This is a genomic window from Amycolatopsis sp. 2-15 (assembly GCF_030285625.1).
Lineage (GTDB): Bacteria > Actinomycetota > Actinomycetes > Mycobacteriales > Pseudonocardiaceae > Amycolatopsis > Amycolatopsis carbonis.
In genome coordinates this window covers 2158699-2178600 of record NZ_CP127294.1, presented here as the reverse complement: position 1 = coordinate 2178600, position 19902 = coordinate 2158699, and the positions used below count along the sequence as shown (strand labels likewise).

Annotated in this window: 19 protein-coding genes, 1 tRNA gene and 1 pseudogene; 12 read left to right on the top strand and 9 right to left on the bottom strand. The window is 71.2% G+C overall.

What is annotated here, in order from left to right; translation table 11 throughout:
* Window positions 1-51: 51 nt before the first annotated feature.
* Together QRX50_RS10640 and QRX50_RS10635 are read right to left on the bottom strand one after the other, a co-directional pair.
* Complete coding sequence (locus tag QRX50_RS10640; RefSeq protein ID WP_285971786.1) at window positions 52-1575, bottom strand: sensor histidine kinase; 1524 nt, start codon at window positions 1573-1575, stop codon at window positions 52-54.
* Window positions 1553-2302: a response regulator transcription factor gene (locus QRX50_RS10635; protein WP_285971785.1), complete on the bottom strand. Its 750-nt coding sequence runs from the start codon at window positions 2300-2302 to the stop codon at window positions 1553-1555. The genes QRX50_RS10640 and QRX50_RS10635 overlap by 23 nt, the downstream gene beginning before the upstream one ends.
* A 176-nt stretch (window positions 2303-2478) precedes the next feature.
* Here QRX50_RS10635 and QRX50_RS10630 point away from each other — a divergent pair, with 176 nt between their 5' ends.
* The 4 genes from QRX50_RS10630 to QRX50_RS10615 all read left to right on the top strand — a co-directional run bounded on the left by QRX50_RS10630 (window position 2479) and on the right by QRX50_RS10615 (window position 6220).
* On the top strand, window positions 2479-3111 hold the full coding sequence (locus tag QRX50_RS10630; protein ID WP_285971784.1) for a hypothetical protein: 633 nt from the start codon (window positions 2479-2481) through the stop codon (window positions 3109-3111).
* A gap of 1018 nt (window positions 3112-4129) precedes the next feature.
* Entirely contained in the window at window positions 4130-5281 is a 1152-nt protein-coding gene (locus QRX50_RS10625) for a sensor histidine kinase (protein WP_285971783.1), read from the top strand.
* A gap of 70 nt (window positions 5282-5351) precedes the next feature.
* Complete coding sequence (locus QRX50_RS10620; protein WP_285971782.1) at window positions 5352-6014, top strand: response regulator; 663 nt, start codon at window positions 5352-5354, stop codon at window positions 6012-6014.
* Window positions 6015-6025: 11 nt separating this feature from the next.
* Window positions 6026-6220, top strand: coding sequence for a hypothetical protein (locus QRX50_RS10615; RefSeq protein WP_285971781.1), 195 nt, complete (start codon window positions 6026-6028; stop codon window positions 6218-6220).
* 1 nt (window position 6221) lies between these two features.
* On the opposite strand, the gene QRX50_RS10610 is transcribed toward QRX50_RS10615, so the two are convergent.
* Window positions 6222-6671, bottom strand: a complete 450-nt coding sequence (locus QRX50_RS10610) for a nitroreductase family deazaflavin-dependent oxidoreductase (protein WP_285971780.1) — start codon at window positions 6669-6671, stop codon at window positions 6222-6224.
* 125 nt (window positions 6672-6796) lie between these two features.
* On the opposite strand from QRX50_RS10610, the gene QRX50_RS10605 reads away from it, so the two are divergent.
* Window positions 6797-7474, top strand: coding sequence for a TetR/AcrR family transcriptional regulator (locus QRX50_RS10605; RefSeq protein WP_285971779.1), 678 nt, complete (start codon window positions 6797-6799; stop codon window positions 7472-7474).
* Window positions 7475-7556: 82 nt separating this feature from the next.
* Window positions 7557-9077, top strand: a complete 1521-nt coding sequence (locus QRX50_RS10600) for a 3-hydroxyacyl-CoA dehydrogenase (protein WP_285971778.1) — start codon at window positions 7557-7559, stop codon at window positions 9075-9077.
* A gap of 58 nt (window positions 9078-9135) precedes the next feature.
* On the opposite strand, the gene QRX50_RS10595 is transcribed toward QRX50_RS10600, so the two are convergent.
* Entirely contained in the window at window positions 9136-9567 is a 432-nt protein-coding gene (locus QRX50_RS10595; protein WP_285971777.1) for a cupin domain-containing protein, read from the bottom strand.
* A gap of 156 nt (window positions 9568-9723) precedes the next feature.
* Entirely contained in the window at window positions 9724-12708 is a 2985-nt protein-coding gene (locus QRX50_RS10590) for a PQQ-dependent sugar dehydrogenase (RefSeq protein WP_285971776.1), read from the bottom strand.
* A 228-nt stretch (window positions 12709-12936) separates the two neighbouring features.
* On the opposite strand from QRX50_RS10590, the pseudogene QRX50_RS49450 reads away from it, so the two are divergent.
* Window positions 12937-13344, top strand: a pseudogene (locus QRX50_RS49450) (alpha/beta hydrolase); the annotation flags it as partial.
* 119 nt (window positions 13345-13463) lie between these two features.
* Here the strand turns inward: QRX50_RS49450 and QRX50_RS10585 are convergent.
* The gene (locus tag QRX50_RS10585; protein ID WP_285971775.1) at window positions 13464-13613 is read right to left on the bottom strand and encodes a hypothetical protein; all 150 of its coding nucleotides are present in this window, start codon (window positions 13611-13613) and stop codon (window positions 13464-13466) included.
* A 124-nt stretch (window positions 13614-13737) separates the two neighbouring features.
* The gene (locus tag QRX50_RS10580) at window positions 13738-14409 is read right to left on the bottom strand and encodes a L,D-transpeptidase (RefSeq protein ID WP_285971774.1); all 672 of its coding nucleotides are present in this window, start codon (window positions 14407-14409) and stop codon (window positions 13738-13740) included.
* Window positions 14410-14622: 213 nt separating this feature from the next.
* Here QRX50_RS10580 and QRX50_RS10575 point away from each other — a divergent pair, with 213 nt between their 5' ends.
* A complete protein-coding gene (locus QRX50_RS10575; RefSeq protein WP_285971773.1) occupies window positions 14623-15129 on the top strand; it encodes a hypothetical protein in 507 nt (168 codons plus the stop codon).
* A 44-nt stretch (window positions 15130-15173) separates the two neighbouring features.
* Here the strand turns inward: QRX50_RS10575 and QRX50_RS10570 are convergent, their stop codons facing one another.
* A complete protein-coding gene (locus tag QRX50_RS10570; RefSeq protein ID WP_285971772.1) occupies window positions 15174-16058 on the bottom strand; it encodes a serine/threonine-protein kinase in 885 nt (294 codons plus the stop codon).
* 9 nt (window positions 16059-16067) lie between these two features.
* Window positions 16068-17810, bottom strand: a complete 1743-nt coding sequence (locus QRX50_RS10565; protein ID WP_285971771.1) for an N-6 DNA methylase — start codon at window positions 17808-17810, stop codon at window positions 16068-16070.
* Between the two features lie 77 nt (window positions 17811-17887).
* Here QRX50_RS10565 and QRX50_RS10560 point away from each other — a divergent pair, with 77 nt between their 5' ends.
* The 4 genes from QRX50_RS10560 to QRX50_RS10545 all read left to right on the top strand — a co-directional run bounded on the left by QRX50_RS10560 (window position 17888) and on the right by QRX50_RS10545 (window position 19874).
* Window positions 17888-18637: a PP2C family protein-serine/threonine phosphatase gene (locus QRX50_RS10560; RefSeq protein ID WP_285971770.1), complete on the top strand. Its 750-nt coding sequence runs from the start codon at window positions 17888-17890 to the stop codon at window positions 18635-18637.
* 57 nt (window positions 18638-18694) lie between these two features.
* Window positions 18695-18779, top strand: a tRNA-Ser gene (locus QRX50_RS10555).
* 581 nt (window positions 18780-19360) lie between these two features.
* Window positions 19361-19621: a hypothetical protein gene (locus QRX50_RS10550; RefSeq protein ID WP_220244957.1), complete on the top strand. Its 261-nt coding sequence runs from the start codon at window positions 19361-19363 to the stop codon at window positions 19619-19621.
* 4 nt (window positions 19622-19625) lie between these two features.
* A complete protein-coding gene (locus QRX50_RS10545; RefSeq protein ID WP_285971769.1) occupies window positions 19626-19874 on the top strand; it encodes a hypothetical protein in 249 nt (82 codons plus the stop codon).
* Window positions 19875-19902 lie beyond the last annotated feature (28 nt).

Genomic DNA, 19902 nt, shown 5'->3' with positions numbered 1-19902 from the left:
ACGCGGTTTGTGGGCTCCTTGTGCGCTTCCTGTGCGCGTCCTGTGAGAAATTCACGACCGGGTGATAGCCGGGTCACGGAACTCCGGGAACATTGCGACAAACTCTGTTCGTCCGGGCTCACTGAACACCGAGACGCGGCCGCTGTGCGCGGCCACGACGGCGGCGACGATGGCCAGGCCGAGGCCCGTGCTGCCGGCCGCGCGGGAGCGTGAGTTGTCGCCGCGGGCGAAGCGTTCGAACACGTCCGGCAGGATTTCGGGCGGGATACCCGGGCCGTCGTCGAGCACCGAGAGCCGCACCCAGCCGTCCTGTGTGGACAGTGCCGTGGTCACGGTGGTGCCGGGCGGGGTGTGGGTGCGGGCGTTGCCCAGGAGGTTGAGCACGACCTGGTGCAGCTGGCCGGCGTCGCCGAGGACGCTGATCGGCTCGCCGGGCGCTTCGAGCCGCCACTTGTGGTCGGGGCCGGCCACGTGGGAGTCGGCTACGGCGTCGGCCACCAGGCGCGAGAGGTCCACCGGCTCGGGCACGACGGGGCGGCCGGAGTCGAGCCGGGCGAGCAGCAGCAGGTCCTCCACCAGCGTCGTCATGCGCGCCGACTCGGACTCGACGCGGTTCATGGCGAACGCGACGTCGGGCGGCACCTGCTCCTGGCTGCGGCGCGTGAGCTCGGCGTAGCCGCGGATGGCGGCCAGCGGCGTGCGCAGCTCGTGGCTCGCGTCGGCGACGAACTGGCGCACGCGGCTTTCGCTGGCCTGGCGGGCTTTCAGCGCGTTGGCGATGTGGCCGAGCATGCGGTTAAGCGCGAAGCCGACCTTGCCGACCTCGGTGCGCGGGTCCGTGTCCACTTCGGGCACCCGCTCCGACAGCGCCACCTCACCGCGGTCGAGCTGCAGCTCCGACACGCGCGACGCGGTGGCGGCGAGCCGGTCGAGCGGCGCCATGGTGCGCCGGATCGTGACGGCGCCCGCGACGCCGGCCACGAGGATGCCGCCGAGCGCGACGCCGCCGAAGATGAATCCCAAGCGCCACAACGTGTCCGTGACGTCCGAGAGCGGCAGGCCGACCACCGAGAAATCACCCGACGGCGAGAACGACGCGATCACCCGGTACTCACCGAGGTCGCCGCCGAGGTCGATGGTGCGGCGGTGGCCGTCGGGCGGGAGGCCGAGCAGCAGCTTCTGCTGCGCGGTGGAGACCGATTGCAGCGGCGGCTTGACCTTCGACGGCGTAGCGGAGCCGAAGTTGAGCACGGCCGCGCGCACCGCGCCGTTGTGGACCTGGACGGCGAGCGTGCCGTCGCCCTGGCCGAGCACACGCAGCGGGTCGGGGGGCGGTTTGTCGCCGTAGATCCACGGTGGCCGGTCGCCACTGCGGAAGCCGCGGTCGGTCGCCGCGGCGAGGCGCTTGTCGACCTGGCCGACGAGGAAGTCCTGCAGCGCGAACTCCGTGACCACGCCGACGACCAGGCAGACGAGCGCCAGCAGCGCCGCCAGCTGCACGATCAGCCGGCGCCGCAGCGACCACGGCCGGCGCGCGCGGCCCGCGGGCGCGTCAGCCGGCGGGCTTGAGGACATACCCCGCGCCGCGCATCGTGTGGATCATGGGCTCGCGGTCGGCGTCGATCTTCTTGCGCAGATAGGAGATGTAGAGCTCGACGATGTTGGCCTGGCCGCCGAAGTCGTAGCTCCACACGCGGTCGAGGATCTGCGCCTTGCTCAGCACGCGCTTGGGGTTGCGCATGAGGTAGCGCAACAGCTCGAACTCCGTGGCCGTGAGCGGCACGAGGTCGCCGCCGCGATGCACCTCGCGGCTGTCCTCGTCGAGCGTCAGGTCGCCGACCACGAGCTGCGAACCGCTCGCGCCCGTCACCCCGTTGGCGCGCCTGAGGAGGGCGCGGAGCCGCAGTGCGACTTCTTCGAGGCTGAAGGGTTTGGTGACGTAGTCGTCGCCGCCCGCGGTGAGGCCGGCGATGCGGTCTTCGACGGCGTCCTTGGCGGTGAGGAACAGCACCGGCAGGAACGGCGCCTCGGCACGCATGCGGCGCAGCACCTCTAGACCGTCGAAGTCGGGCAGCATCACGTCGAGCACCACGGCGTCGGGCCGGAAGTCGCGCGCTACGCGGACGGCCTCCGTGCCGTCGCCCGCGCTGCGCACCTCCCAGCCCTCCATGCGCAGCGCCATGGCGACGAGCTCGGCCAGCGTCGACTCGTCGTCCACCACCAGCACCCGCACCGGGCTGCCGTCGGCGCGGCGCAGCTCGTCCTTGCCCCGGCCAGGCGACGTCGCGTTCATACTGCTCATGGTGCCATCCTCGGGCCCGGTGTTCAGGCCGAGCTGTGCGGCGGCTGTGCGTTTCCTGTGCGGTGGTTCAGCCGTTCGTGGCTCTCTTGCACAGCCGCAACCCACTCCGGACACAGCTCCCGCACAGCGGCGGCCGCGACTCTCGGTCGGACAGTCAAGACCCGGAGGAAAACACCATGACGACCGATCCAGCGCAGGGCGCCACGTGGGGCGCCTCTGGCGGCGAGCCGCCGGCGGCCCCGAAGAAGTCGTGGTCGGGCCGCAAAACGGCGATCGCCGCGGGCGTCGCCGTGGTCATCGCCGTGGGCGGGGGCCTCGCGATCTGGGCGGGGACCAGCTCCAATGACGCTTCGGCGCAGCAAGACCCCGGCAGCCCCGGCGGCTCGGGTGGCTTCGGCGGCTCGGGCGGTTTCGGTGGCCCGGGCGGCCGCCGCGGTTTCGCCGGCGGTCCAGGCGGTTTCGGCGGCGCCGCCGCCTTACGCGACGCCCTCCACGGCGACTTCGTCGTCACCGACGCAGGCGGCTACCTCACCGAACGCCTCCAGACCGGCGCCATCACGGAGATCAGCGCGACATCCGTCACCCTCACCAGCAAGGACGGCTACAAGCAGACCTACGTCCTCGACTCGTCCACCCAGAAGTCCGCCGCGACCCCCAAGACCGGCGACAACGTCACCGTCATCGCCAAGCTCAACGGCACCACCGCCACCGCCACCTCACTGGAGCCCGCCACCGCCGCCACCCAACGCGGCCCCGGCCCCGGCGGCACCGGCCAGCCCGGCCAGGGCCGCCGCCGCTACGGCAACTGACCGGGCCCCTCGACGCCGGCGCCACCGCCCGACCGCCATCGGGAGGTGACGCCGGCGTCGTCGTTCCCGTCTGCCGGGTCCCCTCGCCCGCCGGAAGTAGGCGCGAGAAGTCCACTCGTGCCACGGGCCACGACCTGTCCCCTCGCACCGCTGGCTTGGCCCCGCTGGCCCCACTGGCCCCCTCGCCCCGCCGACCGCGCACGACCGGTCCACTCGCGCCCCTGCGACGGCACGACCGGTCCACCCCACCGGTCCACTCACGCAGCGAACTCTGCCCGATCGGGCCCTCGCATCACCGCCCCGCACGACGGGTCCCTTCGCAACGCACGGCGCGAGAAGTCCACTCGCGAGCTCGCCATGACACGTCCCCTCGCGCGGTAAACCCGGCATCAGAAGTCCAGTCGCACCACCGACGCGGCACGACTGGTCCCATCGCAGGCCCCGACTCGGCACCAGCGGTCCCATCGCGCCCCGCCGGCACGCGACGCCCGGTCCAGCCGCGTCGCCGACCTGACCCGGCCGGCCCACTCGCTAGCAGGAATTTGGCGCGACCGGTCCCCTCGCGCCCCTGCGATGGCACGACCGGTCCATTCGCGCGGCCAACCCGGCGCGACTGGTCCAACCTGCCTCCCGGCCCCACCCTCCCCTCGCGCCCGGCGATGGCACAACCGGTCCCCTCGCGCGGCAAACTCGGCCGGAGCGGTCCCCTCGCACAACCAACCCGGCCCCACCAGCCCCCTCGCACAACCAACCCGGCCGGAGCGGTCCCCTCGCACAACCAACCCGGCCGGAGCGGTCCCCTCGCACAACCAACCCGGCCCCACCAGCCCCCTCGCACAGCAAACCCGGCCCGAGCGGTCCCCTCGCGCAGCAAACCCGCGGCCCGACCGGTCCCACCACACAACCAACCCCACCCCACCAGTCCCCTCCCACCGCAAACCCACACCCCGCCCAGCCGAACGTGCGTCCCCTCCCCAAACCGCAACAAAACCCCGCCACCGATGCGTAAGTTGGCCGGGTGCGGGACATCAACGGGTCACTGGCCCGCCAATCGCTACTGGTGGCCCTCGTCTGCCTGGTCTGCGACGTCTCCCTCTTCACCCTCCGCGGCCCGCTGCCCGAGGCCGGCTGGCGAGGCTGGGTGATTCTCGGCGGCGCGGTCGTCGTCGACGGGGCCCTGGCCGGAGCGGCCCGGTACTCGGGTTGGGTGGCGGCCGGTCATGCCGCGCTGTTCGTCGCGGCCCCGCTGCTCCTCTGCACCTGCACCGGTTTCGTGGTGGGCAACAACGCGGGCGTCCTCGTCGCGGGGTATCGGGCCGGGGCGTGGTTGCGGGTGGGGCCGGCGGTGGTGGCGCTGGCGGCGATGCTGGCGGGCGTCGGGGCGGGGGAGCTGCTCGGCGGCGGCCGGGGCTCGAACCCGGCGCTCATCGCGATCAGCATGGCCGTCTCGGCGGTGCTGCCGTGGCTCGTCGGCCGGTACACAACGGCCCGGGGCGCGTACATAGCCGACCTGGAGCGTGAAGCCGAAGAGCGCCGAAGGCACGAAGCCGAGGCCATCCACCGGGCCGTCCTCGAAGAGCGCGAGACCATCGCCCGCGATCTGCACGACGTGATCTCCCACCACGTCAGCGCGATCGGCGTCCACGCCGGTGCCGCGAGGCTGGGGCTGCCCCAAGGAGAAAGCCCGGTCCGCGACTCGCTCGGCGCGGTCGAGTCCGCGAGCCGCTCCGCGATGGCCGACCTGCGCCGGCTGCTCGACCTGCTGCACGCGCGTGGTGACGAAGCCGCCCAGCCCGGGCTGGACAACCTCGACGAGCTGCTCGACACCGTGCGCGCCGCGGGCCTGCCCGTGCGCCTCACCGTGCACGGCGACGTCCGCGAAGTCCCCGGCTCGCTCGACGTCGCCCTCTACCGCATCGCGCAGGAAGCCCTCACGAACGCGTCGCGCCACGGCACCGGAGCCGTCGAGCTCGCGCTGGACCGCCGGCGCACGGAAATCGTCCTCGCCGTCACCAACGAGACCGGCCGCCCCTCCCCGCAGCGCGACGGCGCCCACCGGGGGCTCGCCGGGATCCGCCAGCGCGTCACACTCTTCGGCGGCGAGGTCACGTACGGACAAAAGGACAACAATTGGCAGGTCAAGGCCAGCTTCCCCCTGGAGGTCCCATGAGCACACAATCGCGCCGGCCTGCTCATGCCGCCGACCGGGTGCGGGTGTCCCGCAAAACACAGGAGGTCGCATGATCCGCGTGCTGCTCGCCGACGACCACGCCATGTTCCGCTCCGGCATGCGCGCCCTCCTCGACACGCAGCCCGACTTCGAGTGTGTCGGCGAAGCGGCCGACGGGCGTGAAGCGGTGGCGGAAACCCAGCGCCTCAAGCCGGACGTCGCGGTCCTCGACGTCCGCATGCCCCGCCTCGACGGCCTCGCCGCCACCGAGGCCATCCTCGCCGCCCCCGGCAACGACACCCGCGTGCTGGTCCTGACCACCTACGACGCCGACGAGTACGTCTACCGCGCCCTGCGCGCCGGCGCCAGCGGCTTCCTGCTCAAAAGCCTGGCCCCCGAAGAGCTCGTGGCCGCCATGCGCGTCGCGGCGAGGGGTGACGCGTTGATCGACCCGTCCGTCACGCGCCGGCTCGTGGCCAGCTTCGCCACCAGCCTCGAGCCGCGCGCCGCCGAGCCGCCGGAGCTGGCGCGGCTCACGTCCCGCGAACGCGAAGTGCTGCTCCTCATCGCCGACGCGCGCAGCAACGCGGAGATCGCACGCCAGCTTCACGTCGGCGAGGAGACTGTGAAGACGCACGTCTCCCGCGTGCTCGCGAAGCTCGGCTTGCGCGACCGTGTGCACGCCGTCGTGTACGCCTACCGCAACGACCTGGTCGCGAAAGAAGCCACCTAGGAGGAACCGCCGTGAAACGCTGGATCACGCTGGCCATCGGCGCGGTGCTGGTGCTGGTGGGGGCTGTCTGGGTCCTGCAGGGCGCCGGCGTCATCACCGGCAGTTTCATGACCGGGCAGAAGCTGTGGTTCCTGATCGGGCTGGTCGCGATCCTCATCGGGATCGTGGCCGTCGCCGCCACAGCTCGGCGGACCACGAAGAAGTAGCTCAGGCGGGCATCAGCTCGAAGATGGGGTAGCCCGGCGCGATCTCGCGCAGCTTCTCCTCCGGCGCCTTGGCGTCCACGCCGTCGAAGAACACGCCGACCTCGAACTTCCAGCGCTTGAGGTACGCGCGCAGCAGCGCGGGCTTCTCGTCGTCGGCCAGCTCGCGGTAGGTGAAGCCCTCCACGCGCTTGCCGACGCGCAGCTGTCCCTCGCCGGCCACGCGCAGGTTGCGCACCCACTGCGTCGCGCCGCGCGGCGCGACCAGGTAGCGGCCGCCCTCGAACGGCAGCAGGTTCACCGGCACCTCGCGGATCTCGCCGGTCTTGCGGCCGCGGACCATCAGCACGCGGCTGCCCACCACGCTCACGCCCCGCTTGGTCAGCCACTGCACGAAGTTGTTGAACGAGTTGGTGGCCTTGGCGGGCTTGATGTAGCGCTTCTCGGTGTTCATCTCGGGCCTCCAGTTATTCGAGAGCACTGCTCTCCGTTGAGATCAGTGAACACCACGCCGCGCTCCGCGTCAAGAGCAGTGCTCTTCATTTTGTGCAACGCTCTCGAAGTGGCACACTGGTCCCCATGACCGCCACCAAGACCGCCCGCGAACGCGCCCGCGCCGAGCTGACGCAGGAAATCAAGGACGAAGCCCGCCGCCAGCTGGCCGAAGTCGGCGCGCACGGGTTGTCGCTGCGCGCGGTCGCGCGCGAGCTGGGCATGGTGTCCTCGGCGCTCTACCGCTACTTCCCCAGCCGCGACCGCCTGCTCACCGAGCTGATCATCGACGCCTACGACGCCGTCGGCGAGGCCGCGGAGAAGGCCGACCCGGGCACCGTCGACCCGCGCGAGCGCTGGACCGCCGTCTGGCAGGCCACTCGCGCGTGGGCCAAGGCGCACCCGCACGAGTACGCGCTGATCTACGGCTCGCCGATCCCCGGCTACCAGGCGCCGCAGGACACGATCGTGCCCGCCGCGCGCGTGGCGCAGGCGCTGGCGAAGGTGCTGCTCGAGGCCGATCCGCACGAGCCGGCGGTCACGGCACCGATGTCCGCCGAGCTGCGCGGGCAGGCCGAAGGGCTGGCCCGGGACCTGGGCGCGAACGCGCCGGCCGAGGTCGTGACGCGGCTGATCGGCGCGTGGACGCAGCTGTTCGGCGCGATCAGCTTCGAGCTGTTCGGCCAGTACGTGGGCAGCGTCGACCCGTCCGACGCCTACTTCGAGCACCTGACGGGACAGATGGCCGACTTCGTGGGGCTGTGAACTACTCCTCTCAGGACGGTCCGCTCACCGCGGAGAACCGGTACGTTCGCGCGTGACGGCTTCGCGGGGAAGGTGGTTCGACGTGGCGGGATGGGCCGAGCGGGTCAGCAGGGTCCGGGTGGTCGGGACCGGCGTGATGGGGCGCGGCATCGCCCAGCTCGCCGCGACCGGCGGGGTCACGGTCGAGCTGGCCGACCTCGACCTCGACGCGGTGCGCTCCGCGCTGGACCACGTGCACAGCATGCTCGACAAGCTGGTCACGAAGGGCCGCCTGTCCGAGAACGAGGGGCGCGCCGCCAAGGAGCGCCTGGTCATGGTGGACACGCCGTCCGCGCCGGCCCAGAACGTGGACCTCGTGATCGAGGCCGTGCGCGAAGACCTCGAGGCCAAGCGCGTGCTGTTCGGCAAGCTCGAACAGGTCTGCCGGCCCGACACGGTGTTCGCCACCAACACGAGCTCGCTGTCGGTCACGGAGATCGCCGCAGGCCTGAGCGATCCGACGCGCGTGGTCGGCCTGCACTTCTTCAACCCCGTGCCGTTGATGCGGCTGGTCGAGGTCGTCCCGGGCGTCCGCACGGTCGAGTGGTTGCCCGACGAGGCACTGAAACTGGTGCGCCGCTGGGGCCACGAACCCGTGCTCGCGAAGGACGCGCCGGGCTTCCTGGTCAACCACGCCGGGCGCGGCCTGAACACCGAGGCGCTGCAGATCCTGTCCGAGTCGGTCGCCGAGCCGGTGGACGTCGACCGCATCGCGCGCGATGTGCTGGGGCTCAAGCTCGGGCCGTTCGAGCTGCTCGACCTCACCGGTCTCGACGTCTCCCACGCCGTGCTCGAAAGCATCTGGAGCGGCTTCCACTCCGAGCCGCGGCTGCGCCCGTCGTGGCTGACGCGCCCACGCGTGGCGGCGGGGCTGTTCGGGCGCAAGAACGGCGAGGGCTTCTACCGCTACGTCGACGGCAAGCAGGAGGTCGCGCCCGAGCCGGCCGCGCCGCCGGCCCCGAACAAGCCCGTGTTCACCGCCGAGGAACGCCTCGGCCGCCTGCTCACCGGCGCCGGCGTGCAGGTCGTCGCCGACGCGTACCCAGACGCGGTGCTGTTGGTATCACTGCGCGGCGAGTCCACTTTGGACGCCGCCGCGCGCGCCGGCCTGCCCGCTTCGCGCGTCTGTGGCGTCGACGCCCTGGGCGGCTACGAAGGCCGCCTCACCCTGTCCGTCCACCCGGGACTCGACCCCGCCGCGGGCCGCGCCGCGTGGGGCGCGCTGGCCGCCACGGGCCGCCCGGTGACCATCGTGCAGGACGGCCCCGCGCCCGTCGCGCAACGCCTGCTGGCCTCGATCGTCAACACGGCGTGCTACATCGCCGCCCAGAACCTCGCCGACCCGGCCGACATCGACACCGCCGTCCGCCTCGGCCTCGGCTACCCGCGCGGCCCCCTGGAATGGGGCGACCTCGTCGGGCCGGACAAGGTACTGCGCGTCCTCACCGGCCTGCACCAGTCGACAGGGGACCCGCGCTACCGGCCGAGCAGCTGGCTGATCGAACGCGTCGCGCTCGGCCTGCCGCTCACCGCGAAGGGCACGCGGCCCGCCGACCTGCTCTGACGCCGACCGGAACCGGCGGTGCCGTCCCGACCGCGGCGCCCCCGGGTCCGGCGCGGGTTCAGTCGAAGCTGCAGCCCGGGTTCGGCGCGTCATCTGAGAGGGGCGCGCCGTGGGGCATTACGTAGAGGACGTCGAGGACCATCGGCGTGGTGCCCTCGTTGCGGCCGATGTGGACGTGGTCGGCACCGGCCGGTTCCATGATAGGGGCGCCCTGGTGGTAAACGCCGTCGATGGCGCAGTCGGACTCGTAGTGGGTGAGCGTGCCGGAGCGGACCCAGCCGTAGAGGTTGCCCTCGTGGGTGTGCCAGCCGGTGGAGCCGCCCGGGGCGAGGGTGATCTCGCGCAGGACGAAGTCGGTGTTTCCGGCCGTCCACTGGGAGATCAGGGTCGCGCTGACACCACGGCCGGGCGTGGCCGACGCGACGGACGGCACGAGCAGGGTGGCGAGGGTGGCAATACCGGCGACGGCGGCCGTGGCGAGCTTGCGCATGGAAGACCTTTCTCGATGATCTTCCGTGAAGTTACCTCACGAACCGTTGTCTGAAAGTTCCTGACTTACCGTCCACACGGGCACTTCCCACCCGCCTGGAACGCCCACAAAGGACAGATCACCCACGCCGGACCCGGCGTGGGTGACCCGGGCCACTCACCAGCGGCGGTCGACCGCCCCCGCCGGCGTCCACACGATGTAGCCGCCCTGGAAGTCGCTGCGGAACCCGTTGGCGCCGTACCGGTACTCGTCCGACGTCGGCAGCCCCAGGTACGACTTCTCCCACCCGAGTGCGGCCCAGCGTTTGCGGATCTCGCCCTTCACGTTGTGCGCGCCCGTCGCCGGACTCCAGTAGATCGACGCGTTGCCGCTGAAGTGGTTGTAGCGCGCGGCCCCGTTGGGCGTCGCGGTTTCGTCGGTGGTCGGGTAGCCGAAGCCGCGCTCCCAGCCGTATGCCGCCCACTTCTGCTTGATCGCGCCACCGATCTCGTGCGCACCCGTCGACGGCGTCCAGTAGATCGAGGCGCCACCAGTGAAGTGGTTGTAGCGGCCGACGCCGTCCGGGGTCACCGACTCGTCCGTGGTCGGATAACCGAGCCCGCGCTCCCAGCCGTACGCGGCCCACTTCTGCTTGATCGCCCCGTTGATCCAGTGCGCGCCCGTGGCCACGGTGTAGTAGATCGAGCCGCCGCCGCTGAAATGGTTGTAGCTGCCGACGCCGTCGGGCGTGCCGGCCTCGTCGTTGATCGGGTAGCCCGTGGTCTTTTCCCAGCCCAGCGCCGCCCACTTCGCGCGGATCAGGCCCTGGATCGAGTGCGCGCCCGTCGACGGCGTCCAGTAGATCGACGCGGCCTGCGTACCCGGCGTGCCCTGCAGGTGGTTGAACCGGCCGACGCCGTCGGGAGTCGGCGTCTCGTCGGTCACCGGCGGCCCGTAGTCCTGGTGCCCGCCGATCGCGAGGTACTCGGCGAGGATCTGGCCGCCGATCTCGCGCACGCCGGTCGCGACCGTCCAGTACAGGCGGGCGTGGGCGTACGGGCGGTAGTGCACCGGGCCGTCGACCACCTCGGGACCGGTCGCCGCGCCGACGAGCGTGCGCAGCGCGGGTTCCGCGGCGTAGCGCTGGTCGATCGCGGTGGCGTAGTTCGCGGTCAGCGTCGTGTCGCTCGCACCGACGGTGATCGACCACGACGCGGTGGCCGGTCCGTCCTGCCAGCCGGTGAACTTCGACGCGCCGTCGCTGCCCAGCGGTGCCGCGGTCACGTCGAACGTCGCGCCTTCGGTCACCATCGCGCTGCTCACGCCACCCTCGCTGGGGATGCTGAGCGCGGCCGGCTGCGCGCTCACGAGCGTGAGCCGGTGCTGGCGCGGCATCGCGACGTACGTCTTGCTCGCCTTCACACCGGCGCTGTCGGTGACCGTCGCGGTGAACTCCATGCGCGAGTCGGTGTGGTCGGTGAACGGCACGGAAAGCGAGGGCCCGGTCGCGCCGTCGTCGGGGTGCACGTGGCAGGCGCCGAGGTCGGGGCAGTGCCGGATCAGCGACGTCCACGTGACCGGCAGCGTGCCGTCCTCTTCGTCGGTGGCCGTGGCGGTCAGCGAAACCGGCTCCCCGACGGCGAAGGTCTTGTCCGGAGTGGACAGTTCGAGATCGGATGAGTGGTTCCCCGGCGCGACCGCGACCGTGGTGGTCCCCTTGGCACCCAGGGAATCCTGGGCGGTGAGCGTGGCCGTGAACGACGGGCCCGTGGCGTACTTGTGGCTCGCGGTCGCACCCGTCGCCGTGGTGCCGTCGCCGAAGTCCCAGGTGTAGGTGAGCGCGTCGCCGTCGAAGTCGTAGGAACCACTGGCGTCGAAGGAAACGGTGCGCGTGTCGGGGTCGGTCGACGACGTCGCCACCGCGACCGGCGCCGCGTTGTTGCTCGAGTAGCTCAGGCGGCGCAGGCGGCCGCCGTTGAGGTCGGCGAACACGATGTCACCGTTGGGCGCCGAGGAAATCCGCGTGACGCCGCCGATGTTCGCGAACGGCGGCGGGTTCACCGGCGCCTGCATGAGGGCGCCCTGCGCGTTGTACTTGAGCGTCCACAGCTTCTGGCCCGCGTAGTCACCGAAGAAGTACGCGCCCTGGTACCCGGCCGGGTACGTCGTTCCACTGTAGACAACGCCGCCGGTGACGCTGTTGCCGTTCGTCGGCCCGGTGCCGTGCTGGTGTTCCCACAACGGCGGCGTGTTCACGACGTGGGCGCAGCGCGCGTCGGTGCTGTAGCCGGGCGTCGGGTGGTTGCCTTCCCAGCACGGCCACGCGAGGTTCGCGCCGGGCTGCACCACGTCGATCTCTTCCCACAGGTACCAGCCGACGTCGCCCACCACGGGCAGCCCGCTCTTCGGGTCGAGCGTGAAGCGGAACGGGTTGCGGAAGCCGCTCGCGAACACCTTGCTACGCGTGGAATCCGGCGCCGAGGCGCTGTAGAACGGGTTGCTCGGCACACCCTTGCCATCCGGCGTGATGTGCAGGATCTTGCCGTGCGGCGAGTCGAGGTCGAGCGCCACGAACGCGACCTCGTTGGTCTTGCCCGCGTCGCCATTGTCGCCCACGGAGTACCAGAGCGTGCCGTCGGGCGCGGGGATCACGGTGTCGAGGCCGTGGACGTAGTACTGACTGCCCGGCAGCTCGAAGATCACCTTCTCGCCGGTGAGCCCGGAGGGGTGGCCCGAACTGTCGAGGGTCACGGTGAAGCGCGCGGCCCGCAGCACGTACTGGCCGCGGCCCGTGCTCACGGCGCGGTTGAGGTAGATCTGGTGCGAGGTCGCGTAGTCCGGGGCGAGCGCGACGCTCGTGAGCCCCATGTCGCCCTGCGTCTCGACCGCGAAGTTCGCGATCCGCTCGGGCGCGCCCGAGCCGTTGGCCGGGACCCAGTTGACGGCACCGCTCTTGCCCAGCGCCAGCACGCTGTCGTCGGGAAGCCACGCGAAGTCGGTGAAGTCGTAGGGCGAGAGCCCGGTAGGCGTGTCCCGCAGCACGAAGCCGGCGGGCAACGACGGCGCGGCGTCATCGGCCGCCGCGGCGGACGCGGTGATCGGGACCAGCGCCACGGCCAGCACAGCGGCCGTCAGCAGCGAGCGAAGCTTGTTCCAGGCCATGCGTTGCCCCTTCGTGAGTGATCGGTTATCGCTCACGAAGAAGACGTTGTTACCACATCCGGGTGAATTGCGTTAAGTACCCGCACCGACCCTGCGGGTGCCACCTGGACCTGCGCATCCCGTGAATATTCGAACACCTGAGCCCAACCCGGCTCGATCACGGCGCCGCCGGAGCTGACCATCCACGGCCGGCCGTGCCTGCCCGCGTCCGGCTCCGCGAAGACGGTGATGCTGGCGCTGCACGGCATCACCTACACCAACCAGTACTGGGATTCGGGCTACCAGCCCGAGACCTACTCGTTCGTCCGGCAGATGACCGCGGCCGGCTACGACGTGTTCGCCATCGACCGCCTCGGCTACGGCAAGAGCGCCCACCCCTCGGGCGCGCTGGTCACGCTCCACGTGCAGGCCGAGGTCGCGCACCCGGTGCTGCAACAGCTGCGTGCGGGCAAGATCGGCGGCTCGCCGTTCGAGCACGTGATCCTGGTCGGGCACTCCTACGGCACCGCGACGTCGTGGCTGGAGTCCTCGATCTACTACGACGCCGACGCCGTGATCGGCACCGGCTGGGGCTCGAGCATCCAGCTCGACCCGCTGGTCCGGTTCTTCAGCGGCTTCGCGCGCAACCCGGCGATGATCGACGCCAAGACCGCGTCCGTCGTCGGCCTCGACCCGACGTACTTCACACCGCCGGCGGGCGGGCGTGATCAGGACTTCCTCTTCGTGTTGTCCAATGTCGATCAAGGAATGATCGATTACGACCAGAACGTGTTGTGCGACACCGTGACGCTCGGCGAAGGCTCGACGTTCGTCAACCGCCACAACAAGCTCTCCCTCGGCGCGATCCCCAGCACCGGGCAGGAGCTGTCGCTGCCGCTGTCCACGCACACCGAGCAGATCCGCATCCCGACTCCGGAACGAACGGCACGAGCGGTCCCGCCGCGTTCGGGCCGTTGGCCGTGTAAGCGCGAAAAAGAAGTGGGGGCGCCGGTTTCGACCGACGCCCCCACTTCGCGTTTCACCCACCCGTCAGGGCACGACCTGCACGACGTCGCCGACGTGGAGGGTGTTGAAGAACCTGAGCGACGACGTCGCCGAGAGGTGGACGCAGCCGTGCGAGTACGTCTTCAGGCTGCCGGTGTGGAAGGCGTCGCCGGGGTAGAAGAAGACGGAGTTCGGCATGGGCGCGTTGTCGAACTCGCGGCTGTAGTGCATCTTCTCCTTCGACAGCACGCGGAACGAGCCCGTCGGCGTCGCGTAGCCCTTGCGGCCCGGCAGCATCGAGACGGGGCCGTAGATCACCTTGCCGTCCTGCAGCAGCCACGCCTTGTGCGCCGAGATGTCCACGCACGCGGCCGTGCCCGACGCGGCGGCGGCCTTGGCGCACGGCACGTCGGCCGTGGTCGCCGGCGGCTTCGGCTTGGTCGTGGTGGGCTTCGGCTTGGTGCTCGTCGGCTTCGTGCTCGTGGGCTTGGGCTTCGACGAGCTCGTGGCCGGCGAGCTCGTGGTGGCCGGGGCGCTGCTCGTGGTCGCGGGCGCGCTGCTCGACGTGGCCGCCGAGGTCGTCGGCGCACCGCCGCCGGCACCGGCCTCCACCGCGCCACCGCCGGTCACGTTGGCGGGCGACGCACCGCCGCCGGAACACGCGGCGAGCACGAACGCGCCGGCCACGGCCGCGATCCCCACCAGAAGCCTCTTCACGATCCGGTACCCCCAGGGTCGAACTCGTCGGTCGAACTTGTCACGGGGATAGACGACCGTCCCCCAGTGGTGGTTGCGGCCCGAAGGTCACGATTTCGGCGCGGCTCCACCCCCGGGTGGACGCGAGGATCCACCCAGGACCCGCCCGTGAGCTGACGAAACGGCTGGTCGGAAGGACGAATCTGGGTGTCACCACCGACCAAGGAGCCCCCGATGAACCCGCTGTCCATCCTCGCCTACGTCGCCATCGCGGCCCTCGTCCTCTACCGCCTGGTCTACAAGCAGCTGCGCGGCACGCTGCTGAGCCGCAAGTCACTGGTCACGATGCCGCTCGTGCTCACCGCCATCGGCGTGTTCACCACCGCCCAGGCGCTGCCGAAGGCGAGCACGGGCGAGCTGGTGCTGCTCGGCGCAGACATCGCGGTGCTGGTCGTGCTCGGCCTCGCCCGCAGCGCCAGCACGACGCTCACGGCGCGCGGCACCACGACGTTCCAGAAGGGCTCGGCACTGACCCTCGTGCTGTGGCTCGCGACCATCGGCGCCCGCGTCGGCTTCGGCTTCCTCGGCGGCCACCTGGGCTTCGGCAGCGGCCTCACCTCCGCGTCGATCCTGCTGACGCTGGGCCTGAGCATCGGTGTCCAGAACGCGCTGACCTACTACCGCGTCCAGCAGCGCGGCCTGCCGCTGGCCGAGCAGAGCCGGCCCGCGGTGCGCGCCTGACGATCCGCCGCGAAGTCCTCCCCACCCGGGTCGGGAGGACTTCGTCATCCCCGGACCTGCGCGACCACGCGCGCGTACATCCGCGCCGGACTCGGCGCCACGCGCAGGAATCCCGGCAACGGCGGCAGATCACGGACGAACGGGCCCAACCGCGCGTACAGCACGTCGGCACCGGAGGGACGGTCCGCCGGGTCCTTGGCCAGGGTCGCGGCGAGCAGGGCGTTGAGCGCGGCGGGGACCCCCGGCACGGCGGCGGGCGCGTCCTTCACCTGCTTCTCGAACACGGCGTACGCGGTGGGACCGGTAAAGAGCTGGCGGCCGGTGAGCATCTCGTGCAACGCGCAGCCCAGCGCGTACAGGTCGCTTCGCGGCTCCGCGAGGCCGCGCTGGATCTGCTCCGGCGCCATGTACGACGGCGTACCCAGCAGCTGGCCGGCTCGCGTGAAGCGGGCGACGTCGGCTTCACGCAGCACGGCTAGGCCGAAGTCCATCACCTTCACGCTGCCGTCGGGCAAGAGCATGAGGTTGGCGGGCTTGAGGTCGCGGTGGCAGACGGACCGGGCGTGGGCCGCCGAGAGCACGGCGGCCGTCTGCGCCGCGATCGCCGCCGCCCACGGCACCGGCAGCGGGCCGTGCTCGGCGAGGAGATCAGCGACGGTGACGCCGTCGACGAACTGCATGACCTGGAACAACCGGTCGTCGTGCGTGCCGAAGTCGTACAGCGTGGGTACGCCGGCGTGGTCGAGCGTCGCGAGGATGCGGGCTTCGCGGGCGAAGCGTTCTTCGAGCTCTTCATCACGGCCGGGCAGGCGCAGCAGCTTGATGGCGACGCGCCGGTCGAGACGCCGGTCGTGCCCGCGGTGCACCGCGCCCATCCCGCCGCGGCCCAGCGGCAGCTCGTCGACCTCGTAGCGATCGGCGATGAGCATGGTTTCCCTTCAGGCGCCGGGCCGCAGCCGTCCTTCGGCGAGCGCCGCAAAGCCTAGCCGGACCAGGTCACGGCCGATTTCCGCCGTCTCCCGCAGCGCCCGGTCGAACTCGGCGAGGGCCCGGAAGGCGGCGCCGTGCGAGCGTTGCTCGGCAAGCGGGTAGCGCGGCACCTTGAGGCGCCGCGCGTCGATGCGGGTCGAGGCGCTGTGCACGGGGAAATCGGCGGCGCGCAGGCAGCCGGCGAGAAACTCGGCGTCGAGCCGGGCGGGATCCACGCGGTAGAGGGAAAGTGCGGGGCCGAGCCGCACGGGCGGTCCACTGTGGACCTTGACCGCGCCGGTGACGGACGCGATCACGTCGCCTTCGTGCGCGATCACGGCCGCGTCGTCGGGAGCCGCGTAGCCGGTGGGGGCGCGGCCGGCCAGGACGTCGTCGGGGGTCAGGACGGGTTCGTCGCCGTCGCCAGTGCGCGTGGGCGCGTGGTGGATCTCCAGCGCGCCGGCCTTCACCAGCTCGCCGACGGTGGTGTGCGGCGGCTCCTCTCCCGTCGGCTGCAGGGGCGGGAGGTCGAGGCCGACGCGACTGAAAAGCCGTTGCGCGGCAAGGAAAGCCTCGCCGAGATCTTCGCGGGCGGTGCGGCGCTGGGCGGGCGTGAGATCGACGTCGTCGTCGAGGAGGTCGATGATGCGTTCGCCGGCGCCGTTGTCGAGGTGGTCGCGCCAGAGGGCCTCGGCGTCGTCGACGGTTGTCTCGGCGATCAGCGCGGTGGCGGGCGCGCGGGTGCCGGGCTCGGGTCTGGTGAGCAGCCAGAGGTCGGCGCCCGGGGCGAGGGTGAGCACGGCGCGGAGGGCGCCCGCACGCAGGAGGTTGGCGCGGATGCGTTTGCCGCTGCGCCGGCCGGCCGCCGCGCCGGGCATGAGGATGGCGACGGTGCCGCCGGGTGTCACGTGCGCCAGGCAGTGCTGCACCCACGCGAGCTCCGACTCGCCGCGCGGCGGCAGGCCGTACTCCCAGCGCGGGTCGCCGACGAGCTCTTCGTGGCCCCACGCGCGTTCGTTGAACGGCGGGTCGCACAGGACGACGTCGGCACGCTGGCCGGTGTAGGCGTCTTCACGCAGGGAGTCGCCGGCGTGGACTTCGGTGTCGGCGCCGTGGAGACGCAGGCGCAGGGCGGCGATGCGGGCGGTGGTGGGGTCGCTGTCCTGGCCCTGGGCGTGGGTGGCCTCGGCGGCGAGGAGCAGGGACCCGAAGCCGCACGCCGGGTCGAGCACGGTCGTCCCCTTCGCGCCGGTGAGGCGGACCATCAGGCTCGCGTACGCGGGGGCGGTCGGAGAGACACGGCGAGCGTGGGCTTCGAAGTAGCGATCACAGAGCTGCTCGAACGTCCAGCTCGCGCCGTTCGTCGTGGCCACCTCGGTGAGGAGGGCGAGCAGCTCGGGGTCGTCCGTCGGACGTTCGGTGGCGTGGGCGAGGTATTCACCGGCGTCGGCGACGCGGGTGCCCAGCTCGAGGTCGTCGCCGAGGGCGCGCAGCCGTTGCCACGCCAGGTCGATCGGCGCGAGCTCCACCGGCCGGCCGCGGCTGGTCAGCCACGCCTGCACCTCGGGCAGCGAGAACAGCGGGCTGGACGCGGTGCCGCCGACCGGGCGCGGGAAGTCGTCGTGGCGCCGCCGCCAGTTGCTCACCGCGGCGCGGCGCACCCCCGCGAGCCGGGCGATCTCGGCGGCGCTGACCGTCGCGGTGTCGTCCATGGCCAGCACGATAGCTGATGACTGAAGTTTCCATCGTTTTGCTTGTTAACTCAGTCAACCAATGGTTTCATGGTGGCATGGCCACCAACCAGACCCGGTTCAGCCTGCGCTACGCCGCGGGCTCCGACACCGGGCGACGACGCTCGATCAACGAGGACTCCGTCTACGCCAGCGGACGCCTGCTCGCCGTGGCCGACGGTATCGGTGGTCAGCCCCACGGGGAAGTGGCCAGTGCCACCGCGGTCGGCGTGCTCGCGAGCCTGGACTCCGAGCTGCGCTCGCTCGACCTCACCTCGCTCGACCTCCAGAGCACCCTCGCCGACGGCGTACGGCGGATCGGCGAGCGCCTCGCCGAGGTCGCCGAGCAGGACCCGGCCACCCACGGCATGGGGACCACGCTCACCACCCTGCTCTTCGACGGCGTCCACTTCGCCGCCGCCCACATCGGCGACTCGCGCGGCTACCTCCTGCGCGACGGCGAGCTGCACCGCATCACGCGTGACCACACTCTCGTCCAGGCCCTGGTCGAAGACGGCCGAATCTCCCAGGCCGACGCCATCGACCACCCGCGCCGCTCACTGCTCATGAAGGCCCTCCAGAGCACCGGCTCGGGCGACCCCGACGTCTGGGAGTTCACGCCCCTCGCCGGCGACCGCCTCCTGCTCTGCTCCGACGGCCTCACCGCCGGCGCCGGCGAACCCGCCATCGCCGAGACCCTGGCCGCCGGCGCCCCCGACGAAGCCGTCCCCGCCCTCATCACCCTCGCCAACGACGGCGGCGGCCCCGACAACATCACCATCGTCGTCGCCGACGTCGTCCCGGCCTGATCCCCACCCCCGGCCCGCCTGCGGGACCGCACCACCCCATCCGGTACCCTTCTCCACGGAGGATTGGCCGAGCGGCCTAAGGCGCACGCTTGGAAAGCGTGTTGGGTTCACGCCCTCGCAGGTTCGAATCCTGTATCCTCCGCGCTTCAGTCGAAACGCCGGGCAGCTTTCACGAGCAGCCCGGCGTTTCGCGCGTTGTACGGACCTGTCATTGCGCACTCTTGTTGCGCAGTCACGATTCCCGCCGCGCGGCCGGCGCGCGAAGTGGATCAAGCACCGCACCGCTTCCGGAAACGCGAATTTCCTTCTAGCTGCCCGATTTCTCCCGTGCGCACCGCGACCGGAAGCCGTTGCCGAAGCGTTGCTGATCGGCACCCGCGCAGGCCAGGGACTAGCCGAGGACCTCCGAAACCCACCCCGACCGCACCCGCTACGCTCCTGCGCAGACTCGATCGTAGAAGTTCGGAGAGGTTCATCGGTGTCACGAATACCGGCTTGACCTGGGCGCGGCCACTCACGCGCGAGCCTCGAAAACCGCAGGTCACCATGGCTGGAACTCGGTTCGGGGGTCCCGTCACCAACCGCTGCCCGCGAGGCCCCGGACGTCACCCACGTCCGGGGCCTTGTCGATTCTCCCCCAGTTCCTCACTTACCGAAGACACCTGATCACGCTAAGTTTGTACGTGGTCGTTCCAGCCCCGACGCACCGAGGAGTCCGCCCCCATGCCCGGAGTGGAAGAGATCCGCGCTGGCATCGCGCTCGCGAACGAGAAGGCGTCCGCGAGCATCGCCGCCCTGCAGCAGGCAGCGCAATCTCTCGAAGAAGCCCAGTTGTCGCTTTCCCAGGCGACGCAGGGCAGCAGTCAGCACGAGGTCAACCAGGCCCACGGTCTGCTGGCCGAAGCGCTGAACGGAATCACCGGGATGCAAAGCACCATCCAGGCCAGTATTTCGTCGGCCGACTCCTACTCGGCCCGGTTGTAACCTGATGTCGGGACTCGCCGAGATCCACCAGTTGCTCACCGCCGCGATGACGGGGCTCACCGACGGGCGTGCCCACGCCGAGCGGGCCAAGTCCCTGCTCGGGGACGCCCGCAGAGCGCTCGTCGATGCACAGGCGAAAGCCGATCCTTGGCTGCCGACGCAACTGGACCAGGCCGACGAGGGACTCGACCACCTCCTCACCCGCCTAGCCGCCGCCGACGACCTGGTGAGCGGATACCAGTCACGCCTGTAGGGACGAACGGCACAGTATGAGCGACACC

Excerpts from the sequence above, each read along its gene's own strand:
- QRX50_RS10640 (WP_285971786.1), bottom strand. The coding sequence starts at position 1,575 with ATGTCCTCAAGCCCGCCGGCTGACGCGCCCGCGGGCCGCGCGCGCCGG.
- QRX50_RS10635 (WP_285971785.1), bottom strand. The coding sequence starts at position 2,302 with ATGAGCAGTATGAACGCGACGTCGCCTGGCCGGGGCAAGGACGAGCTG.
- QRX50_RS10630 (WP_285971784.1), top strand. The coding sequence starts at position 2,479 with ATGACGACCGATCCAGCGCAGGGCGCCACGTGGGGCGCCTCTGGCGGC.
- QRX50_RS10620 (WP_285971782.1), top strand. The coding sequence starts at position 5,352 with ATGATCCGCGTGCTGCTCGCCGACGACCACGCCATGTTCCGCTCCGGC.
- QRX50_RS10610 (WP_285971780.1), bottom strand. The coding sequence starts at position 6,671 with ATGAACACCGAGAAGCGCTACATCAAGCCCGCCAAGGCCACCAACTCG.
- QRX50_RS10605 (WP_285971779.1), top strand. The coding sequence starts at position 6,797 with ATGACCGCCACCAAGACCGCCCGCGAACGCGCCCGCGCCGAGCTGACG.
- QRX50_RS10595 (WP_285971777.1), bottom strand. The coding sequence starts at position 9,567 with ATGCGCAAGCTCGCCACGGCCGCCGTCGCCGGTATTGCCACCCTCGCC.
- QRX50_RS10590 (WP_285971776.1), bottom strand. The coding sequence starts at position 12,708 with ATGGCCTGGAACAAGCTTCGCTCGCTGCTGACGGCCGCTGTGCTGGCC.
- QRX50_RS10585 (WP_285971775.1), bottom strand. The coding sequence starts at position 13,613 with ATGCGGATCTGCTCGGTGTGCGTGGACAGCGGCAGCGACAGCTCCTGC.
- QRX50_RS10575 (WP_285971773.1), top strand. The coding sequence starts at position 14,623 with ATGAACCCGCTGTCCATCCTCGCCTACGTCGCCATCGCGGCCCTCGTC.
- QRX50_RS10570 (WP_285971772.1), bottom strand. The coding sequence starts at position 16,058 with ATGCTCATCGCCGATCGCTACGAGGTCGACGAGCTGCCGCTGGGCCGC.
- QRX50_RS10565 (WP_285971771.1), bottom strand. The coding sequence starts at position 17,810 with ATGGACGACACCGCGACGGTCAGCGCCGCCGAGATCGCCCGGCTCGCG.
- QRX50_RS10560 (WP_285971770.1), top strand. The coding sequence starts at position 17,888 with ATGGCCACCAACCAGACCCGGTTCAGCCTGCGCTACGCCGCGGGCTCC.
- QRX50_RS10550 (WP_220244957.1), top strand. The coding sequence starts at position 19,361 with ATGCCCGGAGTGGAAGAGATCCGCGCTGGCATCGCGCTCGCGAACGAG.
- QRX50_RS10545 (WP_285971769.1), top strand. The coding sequence starts at position 19,626 with ATGTCGGGACTCGCCGAGATCCACCAGTTGCTCACCGCCGCGATGACG.